The 23,656-nt window shown below is 69.4% G+C and carries 23 protein-coding genes; 11 read left to right on the forward strand and 12 right to left on the reverse strand.

Annotation, left to right across the window (positions count from 1 at the left end; genetic code table 11):
• Positions 1 to 23: 23 nt before the first annotated feature.
• The 5 genes from FHX81_RS22885 to FHX81_RS22900 all read right to left on the reverse strand — a co-directional run bounded on the left by FHX81_RS22885 (position 24) and on the right by FHX81_RS22900 (position 2,669).
• Positions 24 to 479, reverse strand: coding sequence for a DUF4395 domain-containing protein (locus FHX81_RS22885; RefSeq protein WP_141980097.1), 456 nt, complete (start codon positions 477 to 479; stop codon positions 24 to 26).
• 105 nt (positions 480 to 584) lie between these two features.
• The gene (locus FHX81_RS43025) at positions 585 to 662 is read right to left on the reverse strand and encodes a putative leader peptide (protein WP_360462167.1); all 78 of its coding nucleotides are present in this window, start codon (positions 660 to 662) and stop codon (positions 585 to 587) included.
• 66 nt (positions 663 to 728) lie between these two features.
• The gene (locus tag FHX81_RS22890; RefSeq protein WP_141980098.1) at positions 729 to 1,169 is read right to left on the reverse strand and encodes a TlpA family protein disulfide reductase; all 441 of its coding nucleotides are present in this window, start codon (positions 1,167 to 1,169) and stop codon (positions 729 to 731) included.
• Between the two features lies 1 nt (position 1,170).
• Positions 1,171 to 1,974: an LmeA family phospholipid-binding protein gene (locus tag FHX81_RS22895; protein WP_246107938.1), complete on the reverse strand. Its 804-nt coding sequence runs from the start codon at positions 1,972 to 1,974 to the stop codon at positions 1,171 to 1,173.
• Positions 1,971 to 2,669, reverse strand: coding sequence for an alpha/beta hydrolase family protein (locus tag FHX81_RS22900; protein WP_246107939.1), 699 nt, complete (start codon positions 2,667 to 2,669; stop codon positions 1,971 to 1,973). Before FHX81_RS22900 ends, FHX81_RS22895 begins: the two co-directional genes overlap by 4 nt.
• A gap of 229 nt (positions 2,670 to 2,898) precedes the next feature.
• Here FHX81_RS22900 and FHX81_RS22905 point away from each other — a divergent pair, with 229 nt between their 5' ends.
• The 10 genes from FHX81_RS22905 (at position 2,899) to FHX81_RS22950 (ending at position 12,238) form a co-directional block, all read left to right on the forward strand.
• The gene (locus FHX81_RS22905) at positions 2,899 to 3,654 is read left to right on the forward strand and encodes a response regulator transcription factor (protein WP_141980100.1); all 756 of its coding nucleotides are present in this window, start codon (positions 2,899 to 2,901) and stop codon (positions 3,652 to 3,654) included.
• A 95-nt stretch (positions 3,655 to 3,749) separates the two neighbouring features.
• Positions 3,750 to 4,628 (forward strand): mycothiol synthase, encoded by an 879-nt coding sequence (gene mshD, locus FHX81_RS22910; protein WP_141980101.1) that lies wholly within the window; start codon positions 3,750 to 3,752, stop codon positions 4,626 to 4,628.
• A gap of 194 nt (positions 4,629 to 4,822) precedes the next feature.
• The gene (pstS, locus tag FHX81_RS22915) at positions 4,823 to 5,944 is read left to right on the forward strand and encodes a phosphate ABC transporter substrate-binding protein PstS (protein ID WP_141980102.1); all 1,122 of its coding nucleotides are present in this window, start codon (positions 4,823 to 4,825) and stop codon (positions 5,942 to 5,944) included.
• A 34-nt stretch (positions 5,945 to 5,978) separates the two neighbouring features.
• Positions 5,979 to 7,034 (forward strand): phosphate ABC transporter permease subunit PstC, encoded by a 1,056-nt coding sequence (gene pstC, locus FHX81_RS22920; RefSeq protein ID WP_141980103.1) that lies wholly within the window; start codon positions 5,979 to 5,981, stop codon positions 7,032 to 7,034.
• Entirely contained in the window at positions 7,031 to 7,945 is a 915-nt protein-coding gene (pstA, locus tag FHX81_RS22925; RefSeq protein WP_141980104.1) for a phosphate ABC transporter permease PstA, read from the forward strand. The genes pstC and pstA overlap by 4 nt, the downstream gene beginning before the upstream one ends.
• Before the next feature lie 10 nt (positions 7,946 to 7,955).
• Entirely contained in the window at positions 7,956 to 8,732 is a 777-nt protein-coding gene (pstB, locus tag FHX81_RS22930) for a phosphate ABC transporter ATP-binding protein PstB (protein ID WP_141980105.1), read from the forward strand.
• Between the two features lie 206 nt (positions 8,733 to 8,938).
• The gene (locus tag FHX81_RS22935) at positions 8,939 to 9,298 is read left to right on the forward strand and encodes a hypothetical protein (RefSeq protein ID WP_246107940.1); all 360 of its coding nucleotides are present in this window, start codon (positions 8,939 to 8,941) and stop codon (positions 9,296 to 9,298) included.
• Positions 9,299 to 9,310: 12 nt separating this feature from the next.
• Positions 9,311 to 9,853 (forward strand): DUF3558 domain-containing protein, encoded by a 543-nt coding sequence (locus FHX81_RS22940; RefSeq protein WP_141980107.1) that lies wholly within the window; start codon positions 9,311 to 9,313, stop codon positions 9,851 to 9,853.
• A 19-nt stretch (positions 9,854 to 9,872) separates the two neighbouring features.
• Positions 9,873 to 11,444 (forward strand): hypothetical protein, encoded by a 1,572-nt coding sequence (locus tag FHX81_RS22945; RefSeq protein ID WP_141980108.1) that lies wholly within the window; start codon positions 9,873 to 9,875, stop codon positions 11,442 to 11,444.
• The gene (locus tag FHX81_RS22950; protein ID WP_141980109.1) at positions 11,441 to 12,238 is read left to right on the forward strand and encodes an ESX secretion-associated protein EspG; all 798 of its coding nucleotides are present in this window, start codon (positions 11,441 to 11,443) and stop codon (positions 12,236 to 12,238) included. Before FHX81_RS22945 ends, FHX81_RS22950 begins: the two co-directional genes overlap by 4 nt.
• Before the next feature lie 3 nt (positions 12,239 to 12,241).
• Here FHX81_RS22950 and phoU read toward each other — a convergent pair whose 3' ends face one another.
• The 7 genes from phoU to FHX81_RS22985 all read right to left on the reverse strand — a co-directional run bounded on the left by phoU (position 12,242) and on the right by FHX81_RS22985 (position 20,514).
• Complete coding sequence (gene phoU, locus FHX81_RS22955) at positions 12,242 to 12,913, reverse strand: phosphate signaling complex protein PhoU (protein ID WP_141980110.1); 672 nt, start codon at positions 12,911 to 12,913, stop codon at positions 12,242 to 12,244.
• Between the two features lie 80 nt (positions 12,914 to 12,993).
• Positions 12,994 to 16,437: an LCP family protein gene (locus FHX81_RS22960; RefSeq protein ID WP_141980111.1), complete on the reverse strand. Its 3,444-nt coding sequence runs from the start codon at positions 16,435 to 16,437 to the stop codon at positions 12,994 to 12,996.
• A 210-nt stretch (positions 16,438 to 16,647) separates the two neighbouring features.
• Positions 16,648 to 17,511 (reverse strand): GGDEF domain-containing protein, encoded by an 864-nt coding sequence (locus FHX81_RS22965; protein ID WP_141980112.1) that lies wholly within the window; start codon positions 17,509 to 17,511, stop codon positions 16,648 to 16,650.
• A gap of 180 nt (positions 17,512 to 17,691) precedes the next feature.
• Positions 17,692 to 18,150, reverse strand: coding sequence for a hypothetical protein (locus FHX81_RS22970; protein WP_141980113.1), 459 nt, complete (start codon positions 18,148 to 18,150; stop codon positions 17,692 to 17,694).
• Entirely contained in the window at positions 18,143 to 19,291 is a 1,149-nt protein-coding gene (gene dusB / locus FHX81_RS22975; RefSeq protein ID WP_141980114.1) for a tRNA dihydrouridine synthase DusB, read from the reverse strand. Before dusB ends, FHX81_RS22970 begins: the two co-directional genes overlap by 8 nt.
• 228 nt (positions 19,292 to 19,519) lie before the next feature.
• Positions 19,520 to 20,005 (reverse strand): GNAT family N-acetyltransferase, encoded by a 486-nt coding sequence (locus tag FHX81_RS22980; RefSeq protein ID WP_141980115.1) that lies wholly within the window; start codon positions 20,003 to 20,005, stop codon positions 19,520 to 19,522.
• Between the two features lie 38 nt (positions 20,006 to 20,043).
• Entirely contained in the window at positions 20,044 to 20,514 is a 471-nt protein-coding gene (locus FHX81_RS22985) for a superoxide dismutase (protein ID WP_141980116.1), read from the reverse strand.
• Positions 20,515 to 21,251: 737 nt separating this feature from the next.
• On the opposite strand from FHX81_RS22985, the gene FHX81_RS22990 reads away from it, so the two are divergent.
• Positions 21,252 to 23,618, forward strand: coding sequence for an ATP-binding protein (locus FHX81_RS22990; RefSeq protein ID WP_170232140.1), 2,367 nt, complete (start codon positions 21,252 to 21,254; stop codon positions 23,616 to 23,618).
• Positions 23,619 to 23,656: the final 38 nt, after the last annotated feature.

Consider the following 23,656-nt stretch of genomic DNA (forward strand, 5'->3'; position numbering starts at 1 on the left):
TTCTTTTCTGTGCGACGGTGGTGTCACTGGGGTCGGGCGAGGGCGGGTGCGTAGCGGCGCAGGAGCAGGAACATCTCGCAGCCCAGGCACAGGCCGACCGCCGCGTTGAGCAGTGCGGCGACCAGGGCGGCGGACGTCGCGACGACCCCGAGCGCGGTGAGGCCGGTGGCGTAGCCGATCGTGCCGGTCAGCGCGAAGACGAACCCGACGCCCTGCGCGAACCGCAGCGGGGCGGCCTCCTCGCGCTCGGCCGTCGGTTCGAGCCTCGGCTGCACGGCGAACCGGTAGACGTGGCCCCACGGGTTGAGCTTGAGCGAGATGAACGCGCACATCGCGAACAGCAGGGTCTGGGCGGCCAGCAGCCGCCACGACCCGGTCAGCAGGACGACCGCGAGGATGGCGGAGGTGATCCAGGCGCTGAACCGGGGCCCGCGGGGATCGACCGGCGCGTCCTTGGTGGCGGTGGCATCTAAAGGCACGGCGACCTCCTGACGGTGGACAAGACTGGCAGTCCGTCTCAGGCGGTGTTAGGGGCAGGCGCACCCGCCCGTCAAGGGGCACGTGGGCCGCCGGGGACCGCCCGGTCAGCGCGCCGCGCGACACAGGCTGCTGCGCACGCGGCACAGATCCACCGCGAGTCGCTTGGTCAGCAGCGTGGTCATGGGTCCGAGCCTAGCCGCTCGTCCCTGCTGTCGGGAGTGGCGTCCAAGTCGTGGGAATGCCCAGGTTCACCCGATCGGTCCAGGCAGGTGCGGTCGCAGAGCCGCGACCAACGCGTCGGGCTTCGGGATCCCGCCGACGCGCAGGAGTTCCGCGCCGGACGGCGCCAGCGCCAGCGTCGTCGGCGCGCGCAGCACCCCGAGCGTCGCGGCGACCTCCGGCAGGTCCGTCACGTCGAGTTCGACGTGCCGCAGCCCCTCGGTGCGGTCGGCGAGCTCTTCGAGCACGGTCCGGGTCCGCCGGCAGTTCGCGCAGAAGGTCGTGGAGAGCTGCACCAGCGTCACGGGGGTGCCGGGGTCCAGCAGCGCGCGCACGGGCGCGGGCAGGTCGGCGTGCGCCTCGGCGGCGTGCGCCCCGGCTGGGCGGACGCGGCCGTCCCGCGCCCGCAGCACCACGGCGACCACCGCCACCACCGCGATCGCGCCGAGCAGCGCCCACGCACCGGTCATCTCAGCTGCCGCCCTGGTCGAGGAGGATGTCGTTGATCGCGCCTTCCAGCGTGAACGCGCCGCTCTCCACCTTCACCGCGGTCGGCGTCACGGTGAACGGCAGCGCGCCCGGGTCGATGGTCACGCTCAACGCCTCGCGCACCACGCCGAGCACCGCGTCCAAGCCGTCCAGCGCCACGTCGTCCAGCTCGACGTCGTTCACCGCGATCATCACCTGGCCGTTGACCAGCGACACCGTGCCGTAGGCGGTGATGCGCAGGTCGCGGCCCGCGACCTTGGTCTTGCCGGACAGCTTCACCGCCGCGACCGTGGGGTCGGGCTGCCCGTCGGTCACCCTGGTGCGCTTGTCCGGCTCGATCGTCATGTCGGTGAACGGCGTGACCTGGTTGACCACCCGGTTCAGGTCGTTGGCCTTGATCTTGACGCTGCCCAGCACCTGGTCGATCTTCGCGCCGCGGGTGTTGCCCGCCAGCAGGTCGGACAGGCCGATGCGGGTGTGCTTGAGGTTCGCCCGGATCTCCAGGTCGCGCAGCTGGTCGCGCACGGGCACACCGGTCGCGCTGATCTCGATGTCGCGGTAGTCGCCGCCGATCGCCTGGGTGATGAACGGGAAGCCGTTGATCCGGACCGACGGGTCCTCGCTGAGCCCGAACTTCTCCCGCATCTTCTGCGCGACCTGGTACTCGCCGATCGCGGCCAGCGCGAAGTCGGCGGCGACCAGCAGCCCGCCCACCACGAGCGCGACGATGATCAGCTTGCGGCCGCGCGCGGGACGGCGGCGGTCGGTCTCGGTCATCGCGGTCATCGCCTGCTCTCTGTCCGGTCGGTCGGGTGCTGCGCGCGGTCGTCCAGCCAGGTCGCGATGCGGTCCACCAGCGCGGGGGTCATCGACGACTCGGCGTGCCGCACACCGGGTTCCAGCCACAGCTCCGCGTCGCCGCCCGCCGCGCGGTGCAGCGCGACGGCGTGCGCGGGGCCGAAGTAGTGGTCCTGCTCACCGTGGACGATGAGCAGTGGGGTCGGGGTGATGCGGTGCACCACCTCCAGCGGGCTCTCCGGCACGGTCTCCCACGGCGGGGCGAGGCGCACGCCGAGCGCGCGGGCGGCCAGCCTGCCGTGAGGCTGTTCGAGCAGCCAGTGCACCCGGCGCATGGCCACCGTGTCGCGGACCCACCAGCGCGACGGCGCGCTGACCGCCGCCACCGCGTCCGGGCGGTCCTCGTGCAGGCCCGCGTGGCGCAGGGCGACGGACGCGCCCATGGAGAAGCCGACGGTCGCCACCCGCCGGTACCCGAGGTCGCGGGCGAGCGCGACACCCGCGGCGAGGTCGTGGATCTCGTCGCCGCCGACGGTGGACCGCCCGCCGGAGCGGCCGTGGCCGCGGAAGTCCAGCGCGACGACCCCGCCGTGCCTGGCGAAGCGGTGCAGCACCCGCGCCACGAACGGCTTGCGGACGTGGTTGGTGAAGCCGTGACCCACCACGAATGCGAGGTCGGTCACAGCGGGTGCCGACCTCACATGCACGCCGTGCAGGCGGACGGCGTCATGTGACGTCGATGTAACACGCGTGACGCTTGTGGAAACAACTGTGACTCTGACCTGCTGACCTGGGTCTTTCGTCGTGTGCACCGGTATTGTCTCCGTCATCCGCAGGCAACGGGGCCCGGTCACCGTACTTCGCCTGTGCTCGGTCGGTGACCAAGCACCGGCCGAACGAGAGGGCGCCGCGATGAGTATCGATGTGCTGCTGCTGACCACGGACGCCGACCCCGAGGCGGTCCTGCCCGCGCTGTCGCTCCTCCCGCACGAGGTGCGCCCGCTGCGCCCGGAGGTCTCGGCGCTGCTGGAAGCCGGCCCGCACGACATCGTGCTGGTCGACGCGAGGACGGACCTGGTGGCCGCGCGCAGCCTGTGCCGGCTGCTCGACTCCAGCGGCGTGGACGTGCCCGTGGTGGCCGTCGTCACCGAGGGCGGCCTGGTCGCGGTCAACTCCGACTGGAGCGTGGACGAGATCCTGCTGCCGACGTCCGGGCCGGCGGAGGTGGACGCCCGGCTGCGCCTGGTGCGCTCCCGGCGCGGCACCACGCAGCCCGGCGGCGACGGCTCGCTGCAGCTCGGTGAGCTGGTCATCGACGAGGCCACCTACACCGCCCGCCTGCGCGGCCGCCCGCTCGACCTGACCTACAAGGAGTTCGAGCTCCTCAAGTACCTGGCCCAGCACGCCGGCCGCGTGTTCACCCGCGCGCAGCTGCTGCAGGAGGTCTGGGGCTACGACTTCTTCGGCGGCACGCGCACGGTCGACGTGCACGTCCGACGCCTGCGCGCCAAGCTGGGCCCCGAGCACGAGTCCCTCATCGGCACCGTGCGCAACGTGGGCTACAAGTTCGTGCGCCCCCCGCGCCCGGGCAGCGCCCGCCGCGTGGACCACGCGATCGACGCCCCCGAGACCACGATCGACGACGCCGAGCTCATCTTCAGGGCCTGACGGGGCCACCCCCACCGGCCCGCGAGGCCGCCAACGGATGACCGACTTCCGGGGCGGCCTCGCCCGTCCACGCGGAGCGTGGACAATCCAACACCGTGGACTTGACCTGGTTCGACGTGTTGTCCCCCGAGCAGGCCGACGAGGTCTCCGGCCTGCTCGGAGCCGCCCAAGCCGCCGACGGCGTCGCCCCCGTCGGCGAGGCGGTGATCCTGCGCCTGCGCCCCGACGCGCACGGCAGCCGGCACCTGCTGGCCCGTGATGGCGGAACGCTGGTCGGCTACCTGCACCTCGACGTCTTCGGCGACTCCGACGGCAACGAGGTCGCGGAGCTGGCCGTGCACCCCGACCACCGCCGCCGCGGTCACGGCGCTGCGCTGGTCGAAGCGGTGGCCGACCGCGCCAAGCCCCTGCGGGTCTGGTCGCACGGCGGCCACCCCGGCGCCGGGGCGCTGGCCGTCAAGCTCGGTTACCGCAAGGTCCGCGAGCTGCTGCGCCTGCGCCGCCCCCTGGACGCCGACCTGCCCGCGCCCGTGCTGCCCGACGGCGTGACGCTGCGCCCGTTCGTGCCCGGCCGGGACGAGGCGGCGGTGGTCTACGTCAACCACCGCGCGTTCTCGTGGCACCCCGAGCAGAGCGCGATGAGCATCGAGGACGTGCGGCAGAAGGAGGAGCAGCCGTGGTTCGACCCGGCCGGGTTCCTCCTGGCCGTCGACGGCGACGGGCGGCTGCTGGGCTTCCACTGGACCAAGGCGCACACCGCCGAGCTGGGCGAGGTGTACGTGGTGGGCGTCGACCCGGACGCGCAGGGCGGCGGCCTCGGCAAGGCGATCACCCTGGCCGGTCTCGCGCACCTGCGCGACGCCGGGCTCACCGAGGTGATGCTGTACGTCGAGTCCGACAACGCCGCGGCACTGGCCGTGTACGACCGGTTGGGCTTCACCCGCTGGGACTCGGACGTCCAGTACGCCCGGTAGTGACAAACCCATCACGCGCTGCAAACGCGCTGGTCACGGGACACCCAAAAGGCGGTGTACTCGGTCACTTCCCGTGTCATGTTCACCCGCCGTTCACCTACTCCTGGGTGCCTGTCCACCATCGCTACCTACCGTCCGTGTCGAGCGGCGGGGCTTCGCCGCGAAACCCGCTTCCGTAGCTGGAGGACTCCCAGGTGAAGACCAAGCGACACGGCGCCGTACTCGGCCTGATCGCGGCCGGTGCGCTTCTGCTCACCGCGTGTGGCAGCGACAACAACGCCCCCAGCGCCGGTTCCACGTCGGCGGCCGGCGACTCGTCGGTCCCCGTCGAGTGCGGTGGCAAGTCGAAGCTCAGCGCAGAGGGCTCTTCCGCGCAGCAGAACGCGATCGCCACGTTCATCCAGGCCTACCAGGCGAAGTGCCCGGGCTCGGACCTCGCCTACAACGCCTCCGGCTCCGGCGCGGGCGTCAAGCAGTTCAACGCGGGCCAGGTCGACTTCGGTGGCTCCGACTCGCCGCTGTCGGAGAGCAAGGGCGAGGTCGCCGCGGCTGCCGAGCGCTGCAAGGGCAACCCCGCGTGGAACCTGCCGCTGGTCTTCGGCCCGGTCGCGCTGGGCTACAAGCTCGAGGGCGTCAACGACCTGGTCCTCAACGGCGAGGTGACCGCCAAGATCTTCAACGGCGGCATCAAGAAGTGGAACGACCCGGCCATCGCGGCGCTGAACAGCGGCGCGTCGCTGCCCGACAAGGACATCAAGGTCGTCTACCGCTCGGACGAGTCCGGCACGACCGACAACTTCCAGAAGTACCTGACCGCCGCCTCCAAGGGCGCGTGGACCCAGGGTGACGGCAAGCAGTTCAAGGGCGGCGTCGGCGAGGCCAAGGAGAAGTCCGCCGGTGTCGCGCAGGCCGCGGGTTCGGTCGACGGCGCCATCACCTACGTCGAGCTGTCGTTCGCGCAGGACAACAAGCTGTCCCTGGCCAAGATCGACAACGGCTCCGGCCCGGTCGAGCTGACCAACGAGACGGTCGGCAAGGCCATCGACGGCGCCACCATCAAGGGCACCGGCAACGACCTGGTCCTCGACCTGAACTCGATCTACGGCTCCACCACCGCGGGCGCCTACCCGCTGCTGCTGGCCACCTACGAGATCGTCTGCTCCAAGGGCTACGACGCCGACACCGCGAAGGCCGTGAAGGCGTTCCTGACCGTCGCGGCGACGACTGGCCAGGACGGCCTGGCGGACGCGGGCTACGCTCCGCTGCCGAAGGCCTTCCAGGACAAGCTGCTGACCGCCGTCAAGGCCATCGCCTGACCAGGCCGACACGCGTCCCGGGAACGCCATCGCGATGAACGACCGCACTGTGGCCCCGCGCCCCGCGGGCACCGGCACGACCGGTGCCCGCGGGGGCGTTCCGGCTGCTCGACCCGACTCGGAGGCTCCGATTCCCCCGACCACGGAAGCCGACCAGAAGACCCACGTCCGGCCGGGTGACCGGATCTTCGCAGGCCTGGCCACGGGGTCGGGCATCTTCATCGTGGTCCTGATCGCGGCGATCGGCGTCTTCCTGCTGCTCCAGGCCATCCCCTCGCTCGCGCTGGACAAGGTCAACTTCCTGACCAGCCGCGAGTGGTCCACCAGCGACGTCAACAACATGCGCTACGGCATCCTCGACCTGCTCCTGGTCACCGTGGTGTCGTCCGCGTTCGCGCTGGTCATCGCGATGCCGATCGCCCTGGGCATCGCGCTGTTCCTCACCCAGTACGCGCCGCGCCGGCTCGCCCGGCCGTTCGCCTACATCATCGACCTGCTGGCCGCCGTGCCGTCGATCATCTTCGGCCTGTGGGGCCTGCTCGTGCTCGGCCCGGTGCTCACCCCGATCGGCGAGTGGCTGACCTCGTCGCTCGGCTGGATCCCGCTGTTCGCCAAGGGCAACGTCAGCATCGAGCTCGGCGGCACCATCTTCACCGCCGGCATCGTGCTGGCCGTGATGATCCTGCCGATCATCACCGCCGTCAGCCGCGAGGTGTTCGACCGCACGCCGGTCACCCACGTGGAGGGCGCCATCGCGCTCGGCGCCACCAAGTGGGAGGTCGTGCGCACCACCGTGCTGCCGTTCGGCAAGGCGGGCTACGTCAGCGCCTCCATGCTCGGCCTCGGCCGCGCCCTGGGCGAGACGATCGCCTTGACGATCATCCTCAGCGGCACGGGCGCCGCGTTCGCGTGGAGCCTGTTCGACGGCGGCGCGACGTTCGCGTCCAAGATCGCGCTGGCCGCGCCCGAGTTCAACGACCCGCGCACGGCGGGCGCCTACATCGCCGCCGGCCTGGTGCTGTTCGTCCTCACCTTCGGCGTCAACGCCCTCGCCCGGTCCATCGTCGCCGGTCACAAGGAGTACGAATGACGACCGACACGGCGGACCTGAACCGCCTCGCCACGCCGCCGACGTTCCAGAGCGTCAGCGGCACGCGCAAGCTCAAGAACGGCATCGCCACCGCGCTGGTCTACGGGGCGTTCCTCGTCGCGATCGTGCCCCTGATCTGGGTGCTGTGGGTCGTCATCCAGCGCGGCTTCCCGGTCGTGCTCGACGGCGACTGGTGGCAGAAGTCGCTGTCCGGCCTGCTGGGCCGCCAGCAGGGCGGCGGCGTCTACCACGCGATCTACGGCACCCTGGTCCAGGGCCTGGTGTGCGGCTTGCTGTCCGTGCCGATCGGCCTGTTCGTCGGCGTGTACCTGGTGGAGTACGGCGGCCGGTCCAAGCTGTCCAAGGCCACCACGTTCATGGTCGACATCCTGACCGGTGTGCCGTCCATCGTGGCCGCGCTGTTCATCTACACGCTGTGGATCACCTACTTCGGCTTCGGCCGCAGCGGGTTCGCGGTGTCCCTCGCGCTGGTGCTGCTGATGGTGCCGGTGATCGTGCGGACCACCGAGGAGATGCTGAAGATCGTGCCGGACGAGTTGCGCGAGGCGTCCTACGCGCTCGGCATCCCCAAGTGGAAGACGATCGTGAAGGTCGTCATCCCGACCGCGCTGTCCGGCATCATCACCGGCATCATGCTGGCCCTGGCCCGCGTCATGGGCGAGACCGCGCCGGTGCTCGTGCTGGCCGCGTACGCGCCCTACATCAACTACAACCTGTTCGAAGGGCCGATGGCGTCGCTGCCGCTGCTCATGACGTCGGAGCGGAACAACCCGACGCAGGCCGGTTTCGAGCGGATCTGGGGTGCGGCGATCACCCTGGTCATCATCATCACGCTGTTCAACCTGCTGGCGACCGTGATCTCGCGGTGGCTGGCTCCGAAGACGAAGTGAGCGGGCGGTCATGGCCAAGCGCATCGACGTGAAAGACCTGAACCTGTACTACGGCAAGTTCCACGCCGTGGACGGTGTCTCGCTCGCCGTGCCGCCGAAGAACGTGACGGCGTTCATCGGCCCGTCCGGCTGCGGGAAGTCCACCGTGCTGCGGTCGTTGAACCGCATGCACGAGGTGGCGCCCGGGGCGCGGGTGGAGGGCACCGTGCTGCTCGACGGCGAGGACATCTACGCGTCCTCCGTCGACCCGGTGCAGGTGCGCCGGACCATCGGCATGGTGTTCCAGCGCCCCAACCCGTTCCCGACGATGTCCATCCGGGACAACGTGGTGGCGGGCCTGAAGCTCGCGGGCGAGCGGAACAAGAAGAAGCTCGACGAGGTGGCCGAGCGGTCGTTGCGCGGGGCGAACCTGTGGAACGAGGTCAAGGACCGCCTCGACCGCCCCGGCGGCGGCCTGTCCGGCGGTCAGCAGCAGCGGCTGTGCATCGCGCGGGCGATCGCCGTGCAGCCGGACGTGCTGCTGATGGACGAGCCGTGCTCGGCGCTGGACCCCATCTCCACGCTCGCGATCGAGGACCTGATCACCGAGCTGAAGAAGGAGTACACGATCGTCATCGTGACCCACAACATGCAGCAGGCGGCGCGGGTCAGCGACCAGACCGCGTTCTTCAACCTGTTGGGTGTCGGCCAGCCCGGTCGGCTGATCGAGGTGGACGACACGGAGAAGATCTTCTCCAACCCGAGCCAGAAGGCGACCGAGGACTACATCTCGGGCCGTTTCGGCTGATCGCGCCCCGACCCCGGAAGCCCTCCCACCTGCAGTGGGAGGGCTTCTACGCGTTCGGGTGACAGGGGGAACCGAGGCGCCGCCCCTACCGTCAAAATCGAGACACGGTCCTCCTTTCGGAGGTACCGTGACGGTTGGGATCGGCAGACTCGCAGGGGGTAACCGTGGCGGCGGAAGGTGCGTGGAGCGCACAGTCCATGCAAGCTATGACGGCCGGCATGGTGGGCTTGAAGCAGGCCGCCGAGTCCGGTTCGTTCGCCATCAGCCAGGACGGTGCGGAGGCGTACCTGAAGGCGATCGACCGCGCCGAGCAGGACCTCTTCAAGCTTGACCGCCAGGTGGGTCTGCTGCGCCAGGACGTCAAGCTCGGCACCAGTCCCGACGCTACTGCGCTGACGAGCTACAACCGTGAGAACGTCGAGGGTGGAGCAGGCACGTCCGGGATAGTGCCAGCGATCGAGCAGTTGCGGTCCGCGTTGAGCGAGGCACGTGAGGCGTTGCAGAAGGCGATCGAGAACTATCGTGAGGTCGACAGCTCGAACGCAAGCACCTATAAGCGCTACTGAGGGTGGAAGCAGTTGATCAAGGGATTGTCGGTCCGCATCGTCTTGTCGCTGACGGTGCTCGGCGCCGTTGTCACCGGCTGCACCACCGGCGGAACGGCCACGCCGGGGTCGACCACCACATCGGGCACGACTGAGCAGACGGGGAAGGGCACCACCACGACGAAGCCTTCCGGTGGTGGTGACTCGCTCGCGGACTTCGACTCGTGCGAGGTTCTCAACTCTGTCGCGGCACAGCTCAACCTGACCGAAGTCGAGGAGGAGAGTCGCGGCGCGTGCGGTGCAGCGACCTCACCTGCCGGTGGCGTGTCGATCAAGGCTCAACCCGAGCTCGCCATCGCCGACGCGGTCGGCGATGGCAAGAAGTCCGATACCTCCATCGGTCCGCGCAAGGCCCGGCTCGTGGAGGCGCCGGGAACCAACACATCGTGCCTGGTCGCGGTTGAAGTCAGTCCGACGTCCAGGGTCGACGTCATCGCTTCCACCCGCTCGCTGGAATCCTCGTGCGAGTTGGCCACCAATGTGGCCACCGCCATCGAGCCGAAGCTGCCGAAGTAACCCGAGGGGGGAGAACGTCGTGACGCCGCCGAACACGCAGCCGCCGTACGGGCCGCCGTCCAACTCGCTGCCGCCGCAGAGCAGCAACCAGGCGACCCAGGTCACCTACGCGGGGCAGACCGAGGCCGAGTTGCGTGCCGAGTACGAGCGCGAGCGCGCCGCCAACCCGGGCATCTTCGGCGCCATCACGACGCTCGACGACTACCTGCGCTACAAGCAGCAGTCGGCGCAGTACCAGGCCACGCAGGAGCAGCAGCTGGAGCAGGTGGTCGAGAACTACCGCCCGCCGCTGTCCGCGCCCGGCTCGCACTACCTGTCCTGGGACCACAAGGCGCTCAAGGACATGGTCACCACGAACATGGCCCCGACCACCGCCAACGAGCAGGGCGAGGCCTGGACCAAGATCGGCAACACGCTGGCCGAGCTGCAGGCCAACCTGACCAGCGCCACGGCGGCCAGCAAGGGCGCCTGGCAGGGCGCGGCGGCGGAGTCGGCGCAGGGGTACTTCACCAACGTCGCCACCTGGTCGGGCAACGCGGCCCAGGGCGCGCAGCTCACCGGCAACAAGCTGTACGCCCAGAGCACGGCGGCCGAGCAGGCGAAGAACGCGATGCCCGAGCCGGTCGAGTTCAGCACCGCCGACGCCTACAAGATGTTCTTCTCCGAGCCCAACCCGTTCAAGTGGGCCGAGACGATCGACCAGATCGAGCAGAAGTTCGAGGAGAAGCAGCAGGCCCACGAACGTGCGGCCGAGGTCATGACGACCATGTCCACGAGCTTCCAGGAGTCGGGCTCCACCATGCCCGCCTTCTCGCCGCCCCCGCCCATGGAGGGCTCCGGTGGCAGCGGTGACCCGGGGCAGCCCGGCACCGGCCAGATCGGCAGCCGGCCGACCGTGCCCAGCGGCAACGGGAACGGCACGGGCAGCGGCAGCGGGTTCGGCGACCTCGGCGTGCCCGGCGGTGGCGGCGGCACGGGCAGCGGCAGCGGCGGTGGCAACACCAACCAGTCCGGCTTGAACGGTCCCGGCGGCATCTCGACCCTGCCCGGCCCCGGTGGCGGTGGCGGCGGTGGTGGCGGCAACACGACCATCCCCGGTCCCGGCGGCGGCCCCTACCCGCCCGGCATCTACCCGCCGGGCACCGGGCCCAACCAGCGGCCGACGACCCCGCCCGGCGGACGTCCCCCGGGCATGCCGAACGGTCCCGGCCGGGGCCCCGGCGGTGGCCCCGGTGGCCGCGGCTTCGGCGGCGGCCCGGGCGGTGTGCCCGGTGGCGGTCCCGGTGGCATGGCGGCGGCCGGTCGCGGTGGCCTGGGTGGTTTCGGGCCCGGCGGCAGCGCGGGCACGCTCGGCGAGGCGGGCCGGTCCGGCGCGGGCGGCTTCGGGCCGGGCGGCAGCGGCGGCCTCGGTGGCGCGGGCGCGGCGGGTCGCGGCGGTGTGGGCGGCATGGGCGCCGGCGGCATGGGCGCCGGCGCCGGACGTGGTCAGGGCGAGGAGGACAAGGAGCACAAGGCCGCGTCCTACCTGGTGGAGACCGAGGACGTCTTCGGCGACGGCACGATGGTCGCTCCGCCGGTCATCGGCGGGTGAGCGTGTTCTCGTTCGCCCTGTCCTTCGCGGCGGCCGACATGCTCTGGGAAGACCTCAAGCTCGGCAGCCGCCCCTACCCGTTCGAATTCCCCTACCTCGGGCAGACGTTCGACGAGCGGCGCGGCATCCGCAACGCCGTCTACCGCGACCTGGAGTCGCGCGGCCTGGCCCACCGCGGCCGGGTCGCGCCCGAAGTGGCGGAAGCGCTCACCCTGCTGGTCCGCTTCGACTACTGCCTCACCGCGATCGCGTCCCTGGACGCGCGCAACGTCGAGCGCCAGATGCTGGCGCGCGGCGGCGCGGCCGGGGAGAACGCGGCGCTCGCCGTGATGGACGACCGGCAGATCAAGGTCGACGTGCTGCGCGCGCCCGGCCTGCTGCGCGCGATCGTGGACCTGGTCCCGCCGTCACGGCCCGGTCCCGGTCAGTCGATCACCGTGCCGGTGCCGTCGTCCGCGCCACCGCCGCCACCGCGCCGGGACGACGACTTCGGCAATGCCACGTTCACCCAGGCCATGGCACCGCGCTCGTCGACGTCCACGCAGGTCCGCGCGTTGGAGGCGGTGTTCGAACGGCCGCGCCTGCGGGCCGGCCAGTTCGGCGTCACGGTCCGCGGCAGGCACGGCCGGGAGCAGCGCGCGCCGCAGGTCGCCTGGTTCGACAACGACCAGGGTCGCTACCTGTCGCAGACGCGGCAGGGGCCGGACGGCCAGAAGTGGCTCACCCACGCCCCCGCCGACAACGCGCGCATCGCCGCCCAGCTCTCGCAGGAGCTGAACGGCCTGCTCGCCTGAACCTCAGGAGCCGTCCGCGGTGTCGGGGTGGTAGCCGGGCATCCGCCCGGTGACCACGAAGACGGTGCGCTTGGCGACCGACACGGCGTGGTCGGCGAACCGCTCGTAGAACCGGCCCAGCAGCGTGGTGTCGACGGCGGACGGCACGCCGTGCTGCCAGTCCTTGTCCATGATCACGGTGAACAGGTGCCGGTGCAGGTCGTCCATCGCGTCGTCGGCGTCCTCCAACGACCGGGCCCGCTGCACGTCCTGCGTGCGGATGATGTCGGTCGCCTCACGCGCCAGCTCGACCGCGATGCGGCCCATCTCGGCGAAGTACGGCCGCACCGTGTCCGGCAGCACCGGGTTGGGGTGCCTGCGGCGCGCGGCCTTGGCCACGTGCAGCGCCAGGTCGCCCATCCGCTCCACGCTCTCGGCCGCGTGGATCACCGCGAGCACGATGCGCAGGTCGGTCGCGACCGGCGCCTGCAGCGCCAGCAGCGCGTAGGCCTGCTCCTCGATGTCGGCGCGCACGTCGTCGATCTTGGCGTCGTCGCCGATCACCTGCTCGGCCAGGGCCAGGTCGGCCCCGAGCAGGGAAGCGGTCGCGCGCTCCATCGCGTCACCGGCCATGCCGCACATGTCGGCGAGCTGGTCGGCGAGTTGTCCGAGCTGGTCGTGGTAGGCCTCACGCATGGCCGTCAGCCTACGGCCAGGTCATCGCGGTAGCGACCCACCCCGGTGAACCGCGGATGAACCCGAGACGTCCAGTCCGACTAGGCGCAGGGGTCCTTCCCGGCGTTGACGACGGCCAGGTCCTCCGGCGGCGACGTCTTGCCCGGCTCGCCGCCCGCCGCCTGCGGTGCGCGGGTCTCCTCGTCCCAGCCGGGCCCGATCAGCAACTGCACCGCGCCGCCCATGTTCGCCTGGAACTGCAGCGTCGCGCCGGGCACCGAGGACTGCAGCGTCGCCGCCGCGTCCTCCGCGCCGATGCCGTACAGGATCACGGTCTTCTCGGCGGGCGGCGCGTCACCGGGGATGACGACGTCGTAACCGAGTTCCCGCAACGCGTCCGTGGCCCGACGGGCCGCGCCGCCGTTGTCCGGGTCACCGTTGCGCACCTGGATCTTGATGCCCTTGTGGTCGATGATCCTGCCCTGCTTCGGACCCGGCGGCGGCGCGGACGCCTGCGTCGGCTGGGCCTGGTTCGGGTCGGCCGGGGTGTTGTCCGGCGTCTCCTCGGGCAGCGGCGTGCCGTCGATGATCGCCTGGAACAACGCCTTGGTGTCCGCTTCCTTCAACAGCTCCAGGTTGTCGTCGTTGGACAGCGTCTCGCCCTCGGACGTCTCGTGCGGGATGGTGATGAAGGTGACCCGGCCCGCTTCGAGGCTGCGCAACGACTGCGCCAGCGTCAGCATGTCGTTCACGCCGATGTTCTGGCCGACGGTCGAGGAGGCGAACGCGTTGAGGAACGCGTTGAGCTTGCCCGGGTTCAGCAGGATCTCCGACGACAACGCCTTGCGCAGCAACGAGGACAGGAACTGCTGCTGCCGGTTGACCCGGTCGTAGTCGGTCTTGTCCTCGCCCGAGACCTTGCGGGCGCGCACGTAATCCAGCGCCTTGGTGCCGTTGACCTCGAACCGGCCCGCCTGGTCGAAGATCACGCCGAGCTCGTCGTCCTTCATCGGCTTCGGCACGCACACCGGAACGGTGCCGATGGCGTCGACCATGCCCTTGAAGCCGTTGAAGTCGACGCTGATGAAGTGGTTGATCTCCAGGCCGGTCAGCTCGGTCATGAACTTGCTGACGCACTTGGGCCCGCCGACCGCGTACGGCTCGTTGGCCTTCACGTCCTCTTCGGCGTCGAGCTGCTCGCCGGTGTACTGGCCGGTGGAGGGATCCCACCGCTCGCACTGCGGGCGCTTGATGAGCAGGTCGCGCGGCACGGAGACGACGACCATGCGCTTACGGTCGGCGGGGATGTGCGCGAGCATCAGCACGTCCGAGCGCGCGCCCGGCTCGAAGTTGGCGTCGCCGACGCCGTCCTGCGGCTTGGCGCCCGCCCGGGTGTCCGAGCCGACGATGAGGAAGTTCTCGTCGCCGAGCTGCTTCTCCGCCTCGTGCACCGCGGCGGAGTTGGTGTTCAGCGCGTCGATCTCGGTGAACTTGCTGTCGATGTAGAACATCGCGCCCCAGCCGAGGCCGGTGGACACGAACACCAGCACCGCGGCGGCCAGCGACACGACCTTGACCGTGCGCACGATCTTGCTGTGCTTGGCGGTGCGGCCGCGGCGGCGCGGGCCTTCGTCGTCGGGGGCGTCGACCGGTGAGGCGTACTCGGTGGCGTCCTCGTCGTGGTCGGCCTTCCACGGCATGAGCTTCTGGCGGCGTTCCTTGCGCAGGCGTTCCTGCTCGGCCAGCTCGTCGTGGACGGCGGAGAAGCGGGCCAGGGTGTGGTCGACCTCGCGACGTTTCTTGACGTCGTCGCTGATGGCCTCCATCTCCGTGGTGAGGCTGGCCGGGTCGATGGCCTCGCGCGGCTCGGGGCTCGCGCCGCCGCCGAGGCGGTCGGCGATGACGGGTGCCGCGTCGGGCACGACGACGTCGCCGTCGTCGGCGAACCTGCGACCGGTCACGTCACCGACGGGCCGCGGGCCGCTGCCGTCCGCGGGACCGTCCGCGAGGCGACGCGGGCCGCTGCCGTCCACCGGGGGCACCGGCGGGCCGTCGGCGAGGCGGCGGGGACCGTCCACCGGGGGTGCGGGGGGTCCGTCGGCCAGGCGACGTGGGCCGTCGACCGGGGGTGCGGGTGGTCCGTCCGCCAGGCGACGGGGACCGTCGACCGCGGGTGGGCCGTCGGCGAGCCGCCGAGGGCCGTCCACCGGTGGGCCGTCGGCCAGGCGGCGCGGGCCGTCGACCGGGGGTGCGGGAGGTCCGTCGGCGAGGCGGCGCGGGCCGTCGGGCGGCGCGATCGGGGGGGCCGGGGGTCCGTCGGCGAGCCGACGCGGGCCGCTGCCGTCGGGACGGCGGCCGACCGGGTCCTCACCGGGCGCACCGGGTGCCGGGCGGCGCGGGTCGGCGGGTGCTTCGGGGCGCGGTCGGCGGCCGGTGCCGGGTCCGCCGGTCAGGTCGTGCGGGCCGCTGCCGGTGGCCGGCGGGCCGGGGTGGGGCCGTCGGCCGGTGTGCTCACCGGGACGCGGCCCGTCCGCGAGCCGCCGCCCGGTGCCGTCGGCCGGCGCGCCTTCGGCGACCCGGCGTCCGGGCGGTGCGAGGTCGTCCGGCCGGCGGCGCGGTCCGCTGCCGTCGGGCACGCGCCGGGACGCGTCCGGGGCGAGGGCCTGCGGGCCTTCCGCCGGGCGGCGGGGCGCGTTCTCGGGCCGTTGACGGGGTCCGCTGCCGTCCGGCACGCGCCGTGGCGCGTCGGGAGCCAGGTCGTCGGGACGACGGCGTTGCCCGGTGCTCTCGGCGACCCGGCCGGGGCCATCCGGTGTGAGGTCTTCGGGCCGGCGGCGCGGTCCGCTGCCGTCGGGCACGCGCCGGGACGCGTCGGGGGCGAGGCCTTCCGGGCGGGGCGCGGCGGGGTCGGGGTGCCGTCGGCCGGGGTGCGGACGCCGGCCGGTGCCGTCGGCGGGCCGGGGCGGTGCGGCCGGGTCCTGCGGTGCGCGCGGGACGTCCGGGCCGGGGCGGCCGTTGGCGGGGATGCGCCTGCTCGGCTCGCCCGGCCGCGGTGCGAGGTCGTCCGGGCGGCCGGGGTGACCGTTCGGCGGGGGCGCGGTGCGGCCGGGACGTGCCGGGCCGGGCTCGTCGGGACGGCGGCGCGCGCCGGTGTCCTCCGGTACGGGGCGCGGCGTCCTGGTCCCGGTGCCCTCGCCCGCCGGGGCGAAGAAGTCGTTGGAGGGCGGCGCGGCCGGCGGCGGGGCCTGGCGGCGCGGCGGTTCCGGCGCGGCGCGGCGGCCGGTGCCCTCGGGGGCCTGGCGGCCGTTCTGGGGCGGCGCGGGTCTGCGTGGCGGCTCGGGCTCGGGCGCGGCGCGCCGGCCGGTGTCCGACGGACCGGGTGGGACCGGGCGGGGGATGTTCGTGCGGCTGTGCTGCTCCAGCAGGTCGGACACGCTCAGCCCGCCACCGTCCAGCGACCTGCGGCGACGGCCGGTCGGCTGGTCGTCCTGCGGGGCCTGGTCACCTCCGGGTCCGGGGCCGCCACGGCGGGGCTCGTCGGGCACCCGGTCTCCCTTCAGCGTCGGTCATTAGTAGGTCGTCATCACGAGTTGACGACAGCAAGGACACAGTGGTTGCACCAACGGCGTGTCACTTGCCTTGGCGATACTACGGATGACCGCCAGTCCTGACGACCACTCCCGGTGATACAGGGGTCGGCAGTACTCGGTTGCGCGCAGCAGACTACGACCGAAAGGGTGAGTTGCTGGTCGGTGTCAGTAACCGACGACCCTCGATTCGGCTATGCCTCGTCGCCCGGAAGCGGCACCCGCGAGGCGGACGCGACCGTTCTCCCGGTAGGCGACGGCGTTGCGTCCTGACTGCTTGGCGGTGTAGAGCAGGCTGTCCGCGAGCAGGAGCTGCTGCTCCGGGGTGACCGGCGGGCGCGTCGGCGACCCCGCGGCGGGCGGCTCGTAGGCCAGGCCGATGCTGACGGTCACTCGCAAACCCGGCGCGAGCGAAGCCCAGGCGTGACGCTCGACACGCAACCGGGCCGCCTCGGCGATCTCCACCGCCGGCGCGGGCTCCACGCCCGGCAGCACGAGGACGAACTCCTCGCCGCCGTAGCGGGCGCAGAACCCGCCCTCCGGCAGCTCCTCCTGCAACAGCTCGACCACGCGCTGCAACACCCGGTCGCCCAGGAGGTGACCAAAAGTGTCATTCACCTGTTTGAACCAGTCCAGGTCGATCAACGCGATGGCCAGCCCCGACGCGGTCGACCCGCGCTCGGCGACCATGCCCAGCAGCCGCTCGTCCAGGTACCGGCGGTTGTAGCTGTCGGTGAGGCTGTCGCGCAGGCTCTGCTCGCGCGCCTCGGCGTGCTCGCGGCGCAGCCGGTCGACCTCCCGCCGCAGCTGCTCGGGCACCTGCGGCGGGTCGTCCTGGTCGGCGTAGACCAGGTCGAACGCGGACCGCAGGTGCTGGTAGGCCTGCCGCCACTGGCCCCTGGAGGCGAGCAGCGCGGCGATCGACTCGTGCAGCTGCACCAGGCCGGTGCCCTCGTGCTCGGACGCGGGCACGCCTCCTGCGGGCCGGCCGTCGTGGTCGGACCCGGCCACTTCGGGTCGCAGTGCGGTCATCGCGCTCACCTCCCTCCTTGCCAAGGTGTCGTCTGATACGAGGCGACGCTTGAGCCGGCGGGACGCGTCACAGAGGGATTTCCCTCGACTGGTTGACCGTGCACTGCTCCGAACCAGTGACATTCGGTGATCCAACGACCCAAAAACTTGCCGAGCGTGGTCAACGGGCTCCGCGTCACCTCAATTGACGCACGGGGCGAAGCCGTAGGCCTTGCCGTTGAGCAGGACGACGTGCTGCGAGCCGATCTGGCTGCCGACCTCCGTGCCCTCCTGCACCACGGTCAACGTCACCGCGACGACCAGCACCACGCCGCGCGGGTGCTCGTCCGCGCCGGGCGGCGTCCACGCCGGGTCCAGGCGCAGCGTCGACATGGTCGGCTGCACCTTGATGGTGCCCGCGGGCAGCTCGCAGTCCTCGTCGCGGAAGTCGGGGTGCTGGGTGTCGTCGAGCAGCTCGTGCTGCTCGGACGTGCCCTGCCCGCCCGCCTCGTTGAGGTCGGCGAAGTAGCCGGACACCAGCTCGCGCTCCACGTCGGTGACCCGCAGCGGACGGGCCACGCCGGTGATCGTCGAGCCGCACCCGGTCAGCACGAGGGCGCACGCCAGCGCGATCGCGGCGCGCGCGAGCACCTCAGCCACCCGAGTGCAGCTCGTCGGCGCCCACCGGCACGGTGGCGTCCTCCGGGTCGTCCAGCCAGCCGTCGGGCAGCACGACCTTGCCGGGCGAGCCCTGCCGGCCGCGCGGTTCGTCGGCGTTGTCCGGGAACGGGAGGTCCGGGTCGAGCCGGCCGACCAGGTCGTCCAGCTCGGCGAGCGTGGAGACCATGGCCAGCGCGCGCCGCAGCTCCGCGCCGACCGGGAAGCCCTTCAGGTACCAGGACACGTGCTTGCGCAGGTCACGCAGCCCTTTGTCCTCGCCCAGGAAGTCGGCGAGCAGGGCACCGTGGCGGCGCAGCACCTCCCCGACCTGACCCAGCCGCGGCCCCTCCGGGATGGGCTCGCCCCGGAACGCGGCCTGCAGCTCGCCGAACAGCCACGGCCGCCCCAGGCAGCCGCGCCCGACGACCACGCCGTCGCACCCGGTCCTCGCGACCATGTTTAGGGCGTCGCGGGCGCTGAAGATGTCGCCGTTGCCGAGCACGGGGATGCTGGTCACGGCCTCCTTCAGGCGGGCGATGGCGGACCAGTCGGCCTGGCCGGAGTAGCGCTGGGCGGCGGTGCGCGCGTGCAGGGCGACGGCTCGCGCGCCCTCGTCCTCGGCGATGCGGCCCGCGTCCAGGTAGGTGAGGTGGTCGTCGTCGATGCCGATGCGGAACTTGACCGTCACCGGCACCCCGGCGGGCTCGGCGGCCCGTACCGCGGCCCGGACGATCTGCCGGAACAGCTGGCGCTTGTACGGCAGGGCCGCGCCGCCGCCCTTGCGCGTCACCTTGGGCACGGGGCAGCCGAAGTTCATGTCGATGTGGTCGGCCCGGTCCTCGGCGACGATGATCCTCGCGGCTTCGGCCATGGACTTCGGGTCCACGCCGTAGAGCTGCATCGAGCGGGGGTTCTCGCCCTCGCCGAAGGTGATCATCTGCATCGTCTTGGCGTCGCGTTCGACGATGGCGCGGGCCGTGATCATCTCGCAGACGTAGAGCGAGGTCGGGCTGCCGAACTCGCGGCACAGCTGCCGGAAGGCCACGTTCGTGATGCCGGCCATGGGGGCGAGCACGACGGCGGGATCGACCGGGTACCGGCCGATCGTCAGGGGCTTGGTGGCGTGCAGGGCGGTGGACATCGCCGTCCATTGTCGCCCAGCCCCGGTAGTGGTGGGCGCCACATCACCGAACGGACCGCACCCGCCACGCCGGCTCCGGCTCGTGGCCGCGAGCACGCGGTCCGGGGCGAGGTGGGCGACGAGACCCCCGAGCACGGCCGCGTCCGCCATGGCCGGCGCCCGCACGTGGCGCTTCGCACGTCACAGGCGGTCCACCTGGGGAGCGCGCTGGAGGTCGACCAGCCCGGGTCAGCGCCGCACCACCCAGTCGTGGCAGCGCATCCAGCGGCCCGGCGGGTACTCGAAGTCGACTTCGCCGAGCAGCGTGAAGCCCGCCTTGCGGCACACCGCGTTGGACGCCGGGTGGTCCACCGACGGGAACGCGTGCACCGACCGCCGACCGCCCTCGACCGGCGCGGCCGCCACCGTCGCCCGTGCCGCCACCGAGGCCACCCCGCGACCCTGGAACTCCGGCAGCACGCTCCACCCGACCTCCCAGACCTCCTCGTCGCGCCACGTCCGGCCCCAGTACCCGATGCTGCCCGCGGGAACCCCGTCGACCTCGACCCGGAACATCCGACCGTCGCCGAGCAGGAGGTAGCGCCGGTGCCGGTCGGTCACCCGGTCGTCGGGTTCCGGGCCGCCGAGGTGGTCGGTCAGCTCCGGCGCGTTCAGCCGGCGCAACAACCCGAGGTCGCCCTCGGACCACGGCCGCAGGTCGATGTGCGGGGTCATGGGGGCAGGGTGCCGGCGGGGTACGACAGTCCCCGGTGTCAGAACGGGACGGTGATGCAGCCGACCCGCGCACCCGCCGTGCCCGCGTGCCCCGGCTCGGTGTGCGTGTGCTCCTCGTGCAGCACGATCGACCGGGGCCGCCGTTCCCCGAACCGCCACTCCACCCGCGCCCGCGCCTCACCCCACCCGTTCGCGTCGGTGGTGAAGTCGAGCCAGATCTCGTTGTCCGGGTTGGCGAACGCGGGATCCGTCGCTCCACCCTGGACGTGCTGGTAGTGCGGCCCGGAGTCGGCGGGCGCCGGCCCGCAGGGGTTCACGTGCGCGTGCGCGCCGTAGGCACGGTCCGGCAGCAGACCGCGGGCGCGCAACAACACGACCGTGCCGCCGTTCACGGGCGCGGCCGCCACATCGGCCCGCGCCCCGGCGGGCACCCGCGGGTCGTAACTGATGAGGTCCCCGGACACGACGGTGAACGAAGCGGTGAGGGCGAGTGCCACAGCGAAGTGCATGGCTCTCTGCTTATCGCCGCCCACCCCCACCCGCCACCGCGATCACCCGTTCCGGTGGAATTCGCACCGGTCGGCGATGGGGGATGCGCGGTCGAGTTTGGTGGGCCGCCAGGGACTCGAACCCTGAACCCGAAGGTTGTAAATCTTGCTCGCTTGACGTCTGCCAATATTGTCCGTCGTCTGCTGCCACCTGCAGAATTTTCAATCGTGAACCGCCACTGTGTATAGATCGATGCGGTGCTCTATCGTCGTTAGTTAGGGGTAACTGAGGGGCCTAACCCTGCTGCGGACATCGTCCGTCGCGTCCACTGCCTACCCTTTGACGTGTCGTCCACCTTCGTCTCGACCTCTTAGATAGCAAGGTTATCGCTATCCGTTTTGTGATCAAACGACGATGAAGGTAGCTTGTGAACCACTGACCTGTGATGGTCTAGCGTAGGCGCGCAGTGGATATGAATCGTCCTCAAGTTGAAGACCGTGGATCTCTATCGACAAGTCTCGACAGTTCGTTACCAGGCGGGCGAATTGTTATGAGTTGTTGACAGTTCAAGCGTCTTGCCGAACACACGTTCGAATACGGGTAACGTGCTACACCCGATGTGATGACATGTGTGCATCTGTGTGGCGATCTATCATTAAAGGTCAATGAAAGCACAACCAGGGGAACGCCGTTGACCCAAGTATCAGAGCCCGGAAGTCCCGTAGCCTACGTACAGGTAGAGATTGATTATGCAATCTTGCAGCACTTCTCGCAGCACCTGTACTCGTCGCCAAACAAGGCCGTCGAAGAGCTAGTCACTAATGGCTACGACGCATTGGCCATGAAGGTGAACGTCTTCCTTCCGGGATCCTCTGCTCGGGATTGCGTTCTTGTGTGGGATGACGGCGACTCCATGGATCTCGACGGAATACGTCAGTTGTGGTGGATTGCGCGCAGCCCAAAAAACGATGGAACTGCGAGGGTCGCACGATCTGCTGCTCGGGGAATCGAAAGAGCAATGATCGGCAAGTTCGGCATCGGCAAGCTCGCAAGCTACGCTCTCGGGGACAGAATATCGCACCTTTGCCACCGAGAAGGCCGATACTACCTTATCGCAGTGTCGTATGGGCAGGCGCCGAAGACCGACCCTGGCGATGCGTCCCCCAGGAAGGGGTTCGAAGTCCCAGTCCTGGAGCTGTCCGAGGAAAGCGCTAAGACTTTCACCAAGAGTCTGTATAGGACGGTTCCTAGCAACTTTAATGAGCTGTGGTCTCAACCGTCATGGACGCTGGCTATTATCGACGAACTTAAGGAAGAAGTCAATCTTACTCCTGGCCGTTTGCGCTGGGTGCTGGGCAACGGCATGCCGAGCAGGCCAGATTTCAAGGCGTTTGTTAACCAGGTAGAGGTTACGCCCAAAATTGAGCAGGGAGCTCTAGCCACATGGGACGCCTCTGATAAAGGAATCAAGGAGCGACTTAAAGCTGAGTGGGATGAGGCAAAGAAGGCAGGACGTGTCACGGGCGATATAGAATTTACCAAGAAGGGCGATCACCCTGTTGTGGTAATGCCACACCTTGGCGATGTCCGTTTGCGAGTTAAGCTATTCGATAGATCTCTGTTTCAGAAGGACCGATCCGAATCCGGAAGAAGTGAAGGCTTCTTCGTGATGGTTCGAGACCGTCTGCTGAACCCGGACGATCCGAAGCTTTTCTTGCACGACCCGTCGTACGGCGCGTTCAACCGGATGCAGATTTTCATTTGGGCTGATGGCCTAGATAGTGACCTTCTCGCCGACCGTGAACGTTTGCATCGTTTGGCACCAACTGGGGTAGAACTTGAAATATTACAAGTTGCCCTATATCGAGCCGGCCGCAATAAGCTAACTGCGACAGAATCTCACGCCAGGCTTGAGTCACGTGTAGCGGAACTCCCCATTATTGCTCGGGAGTACCTTAGGGATCCACTTACAGCGCTGATTATGAACGAGCCGGGGGGTGATCTGACTGCCGTTAACCCTAGTGAAACTCGCATGACAATTGAAGCAAGAGGTTCGAAATCCCCTTTGTCTAGCCTAGACGTAGCGGAAAATCGCATCGTTACTAATATCGACCATCCGATGTACGTGACAATGCTGGAGACTTTTGGTCGCAGTAGAAGGAGTCAAGAGGCACAGAAGCTTGTAGAGATGTTCGCGGTGGCAGACCTTTTGCTCAAAGGCAGGCTCCTCGACCTCGGTGTCGACATCGACATCGTCGACAATGTAATGAAATGGCGTGAAGCGCAATTGCGTTCGTTGCAAGCGGGCTTCAAGCAGAGCCCGGATGTAATTATTAAGGAAGTTATCGACACAAGCTACAAAGGTCACAAGCCATTCGAACAGGCTTTGGCTAAGTTGTTCCAACTGATGGGTTTCTACGCTGAAATCGATGGCGCATCGGGCAAAAAAGATGTCTTGGTTATTGCACCTGTCGGTGAAGAAGAGAAGCGATTCACCGTAGAAGCCAAAGGCTCGAAGAAGTCATTGGCGAACGACGACGCTGAAATCAGTGGCGCAGCCGCTCATGCTATAGAGGTAGACGCTCTTTTTAGCGTCGTTGTTGCTCGTGAATTCGCGGGATTTGCGCGGCTACCCGAAGGCGAGGAGCCAGCCATCCTGAAGGAGTGCAGAGCGCAGAAAGTCGATGTATCAATCATCACGGTAGACGCGCTGGTTGATCTATATGAGGCGGTCAAGCGTCACCAATACCCTCTACCTATGATTTCTGATACGTTGGCCGAAATATGCTCCCCTGAAGAAAAAAGGCGTCGCATAGCGGAAATGCGTAACCCGCTTACAGCCAACTTTGATTGGCGTGACGTCTTCGATGAACTATGGAGCATGCAGCAGGGAACGGCTAGTAGAGAGCCGGTCTCTACCTTGGCACTTCGACAAGCACGGCCTGAGTGGAAAGCAATGTCCCGGGAGTCTTTTGACCAAGTGCTAGTTGGCCTTGACTCTCTGTCAGGTGGCCTACTGAAGGTTACAACGTCTCAGCACACGGTGAATCTGCTGCAAGCACCAGATCTAGTCGCGGCAAGGATCGCTGCTTCTGTCGAAGGAAATCCGGATAAGAAGTCGTGATACATCTGTTGCCACCTATGTGGTGGACTGCGTGACGA

It is taken from the genome of Saccharothrix saharensis (assembly GCF_006716745.1).
Classification (GTDB): Bacteria; Actinomycetota; Actinomycetes; order Mycobacteriales; family Pseudonocardiaceae; genus Actinosynnema; species Actinosynnema saharense.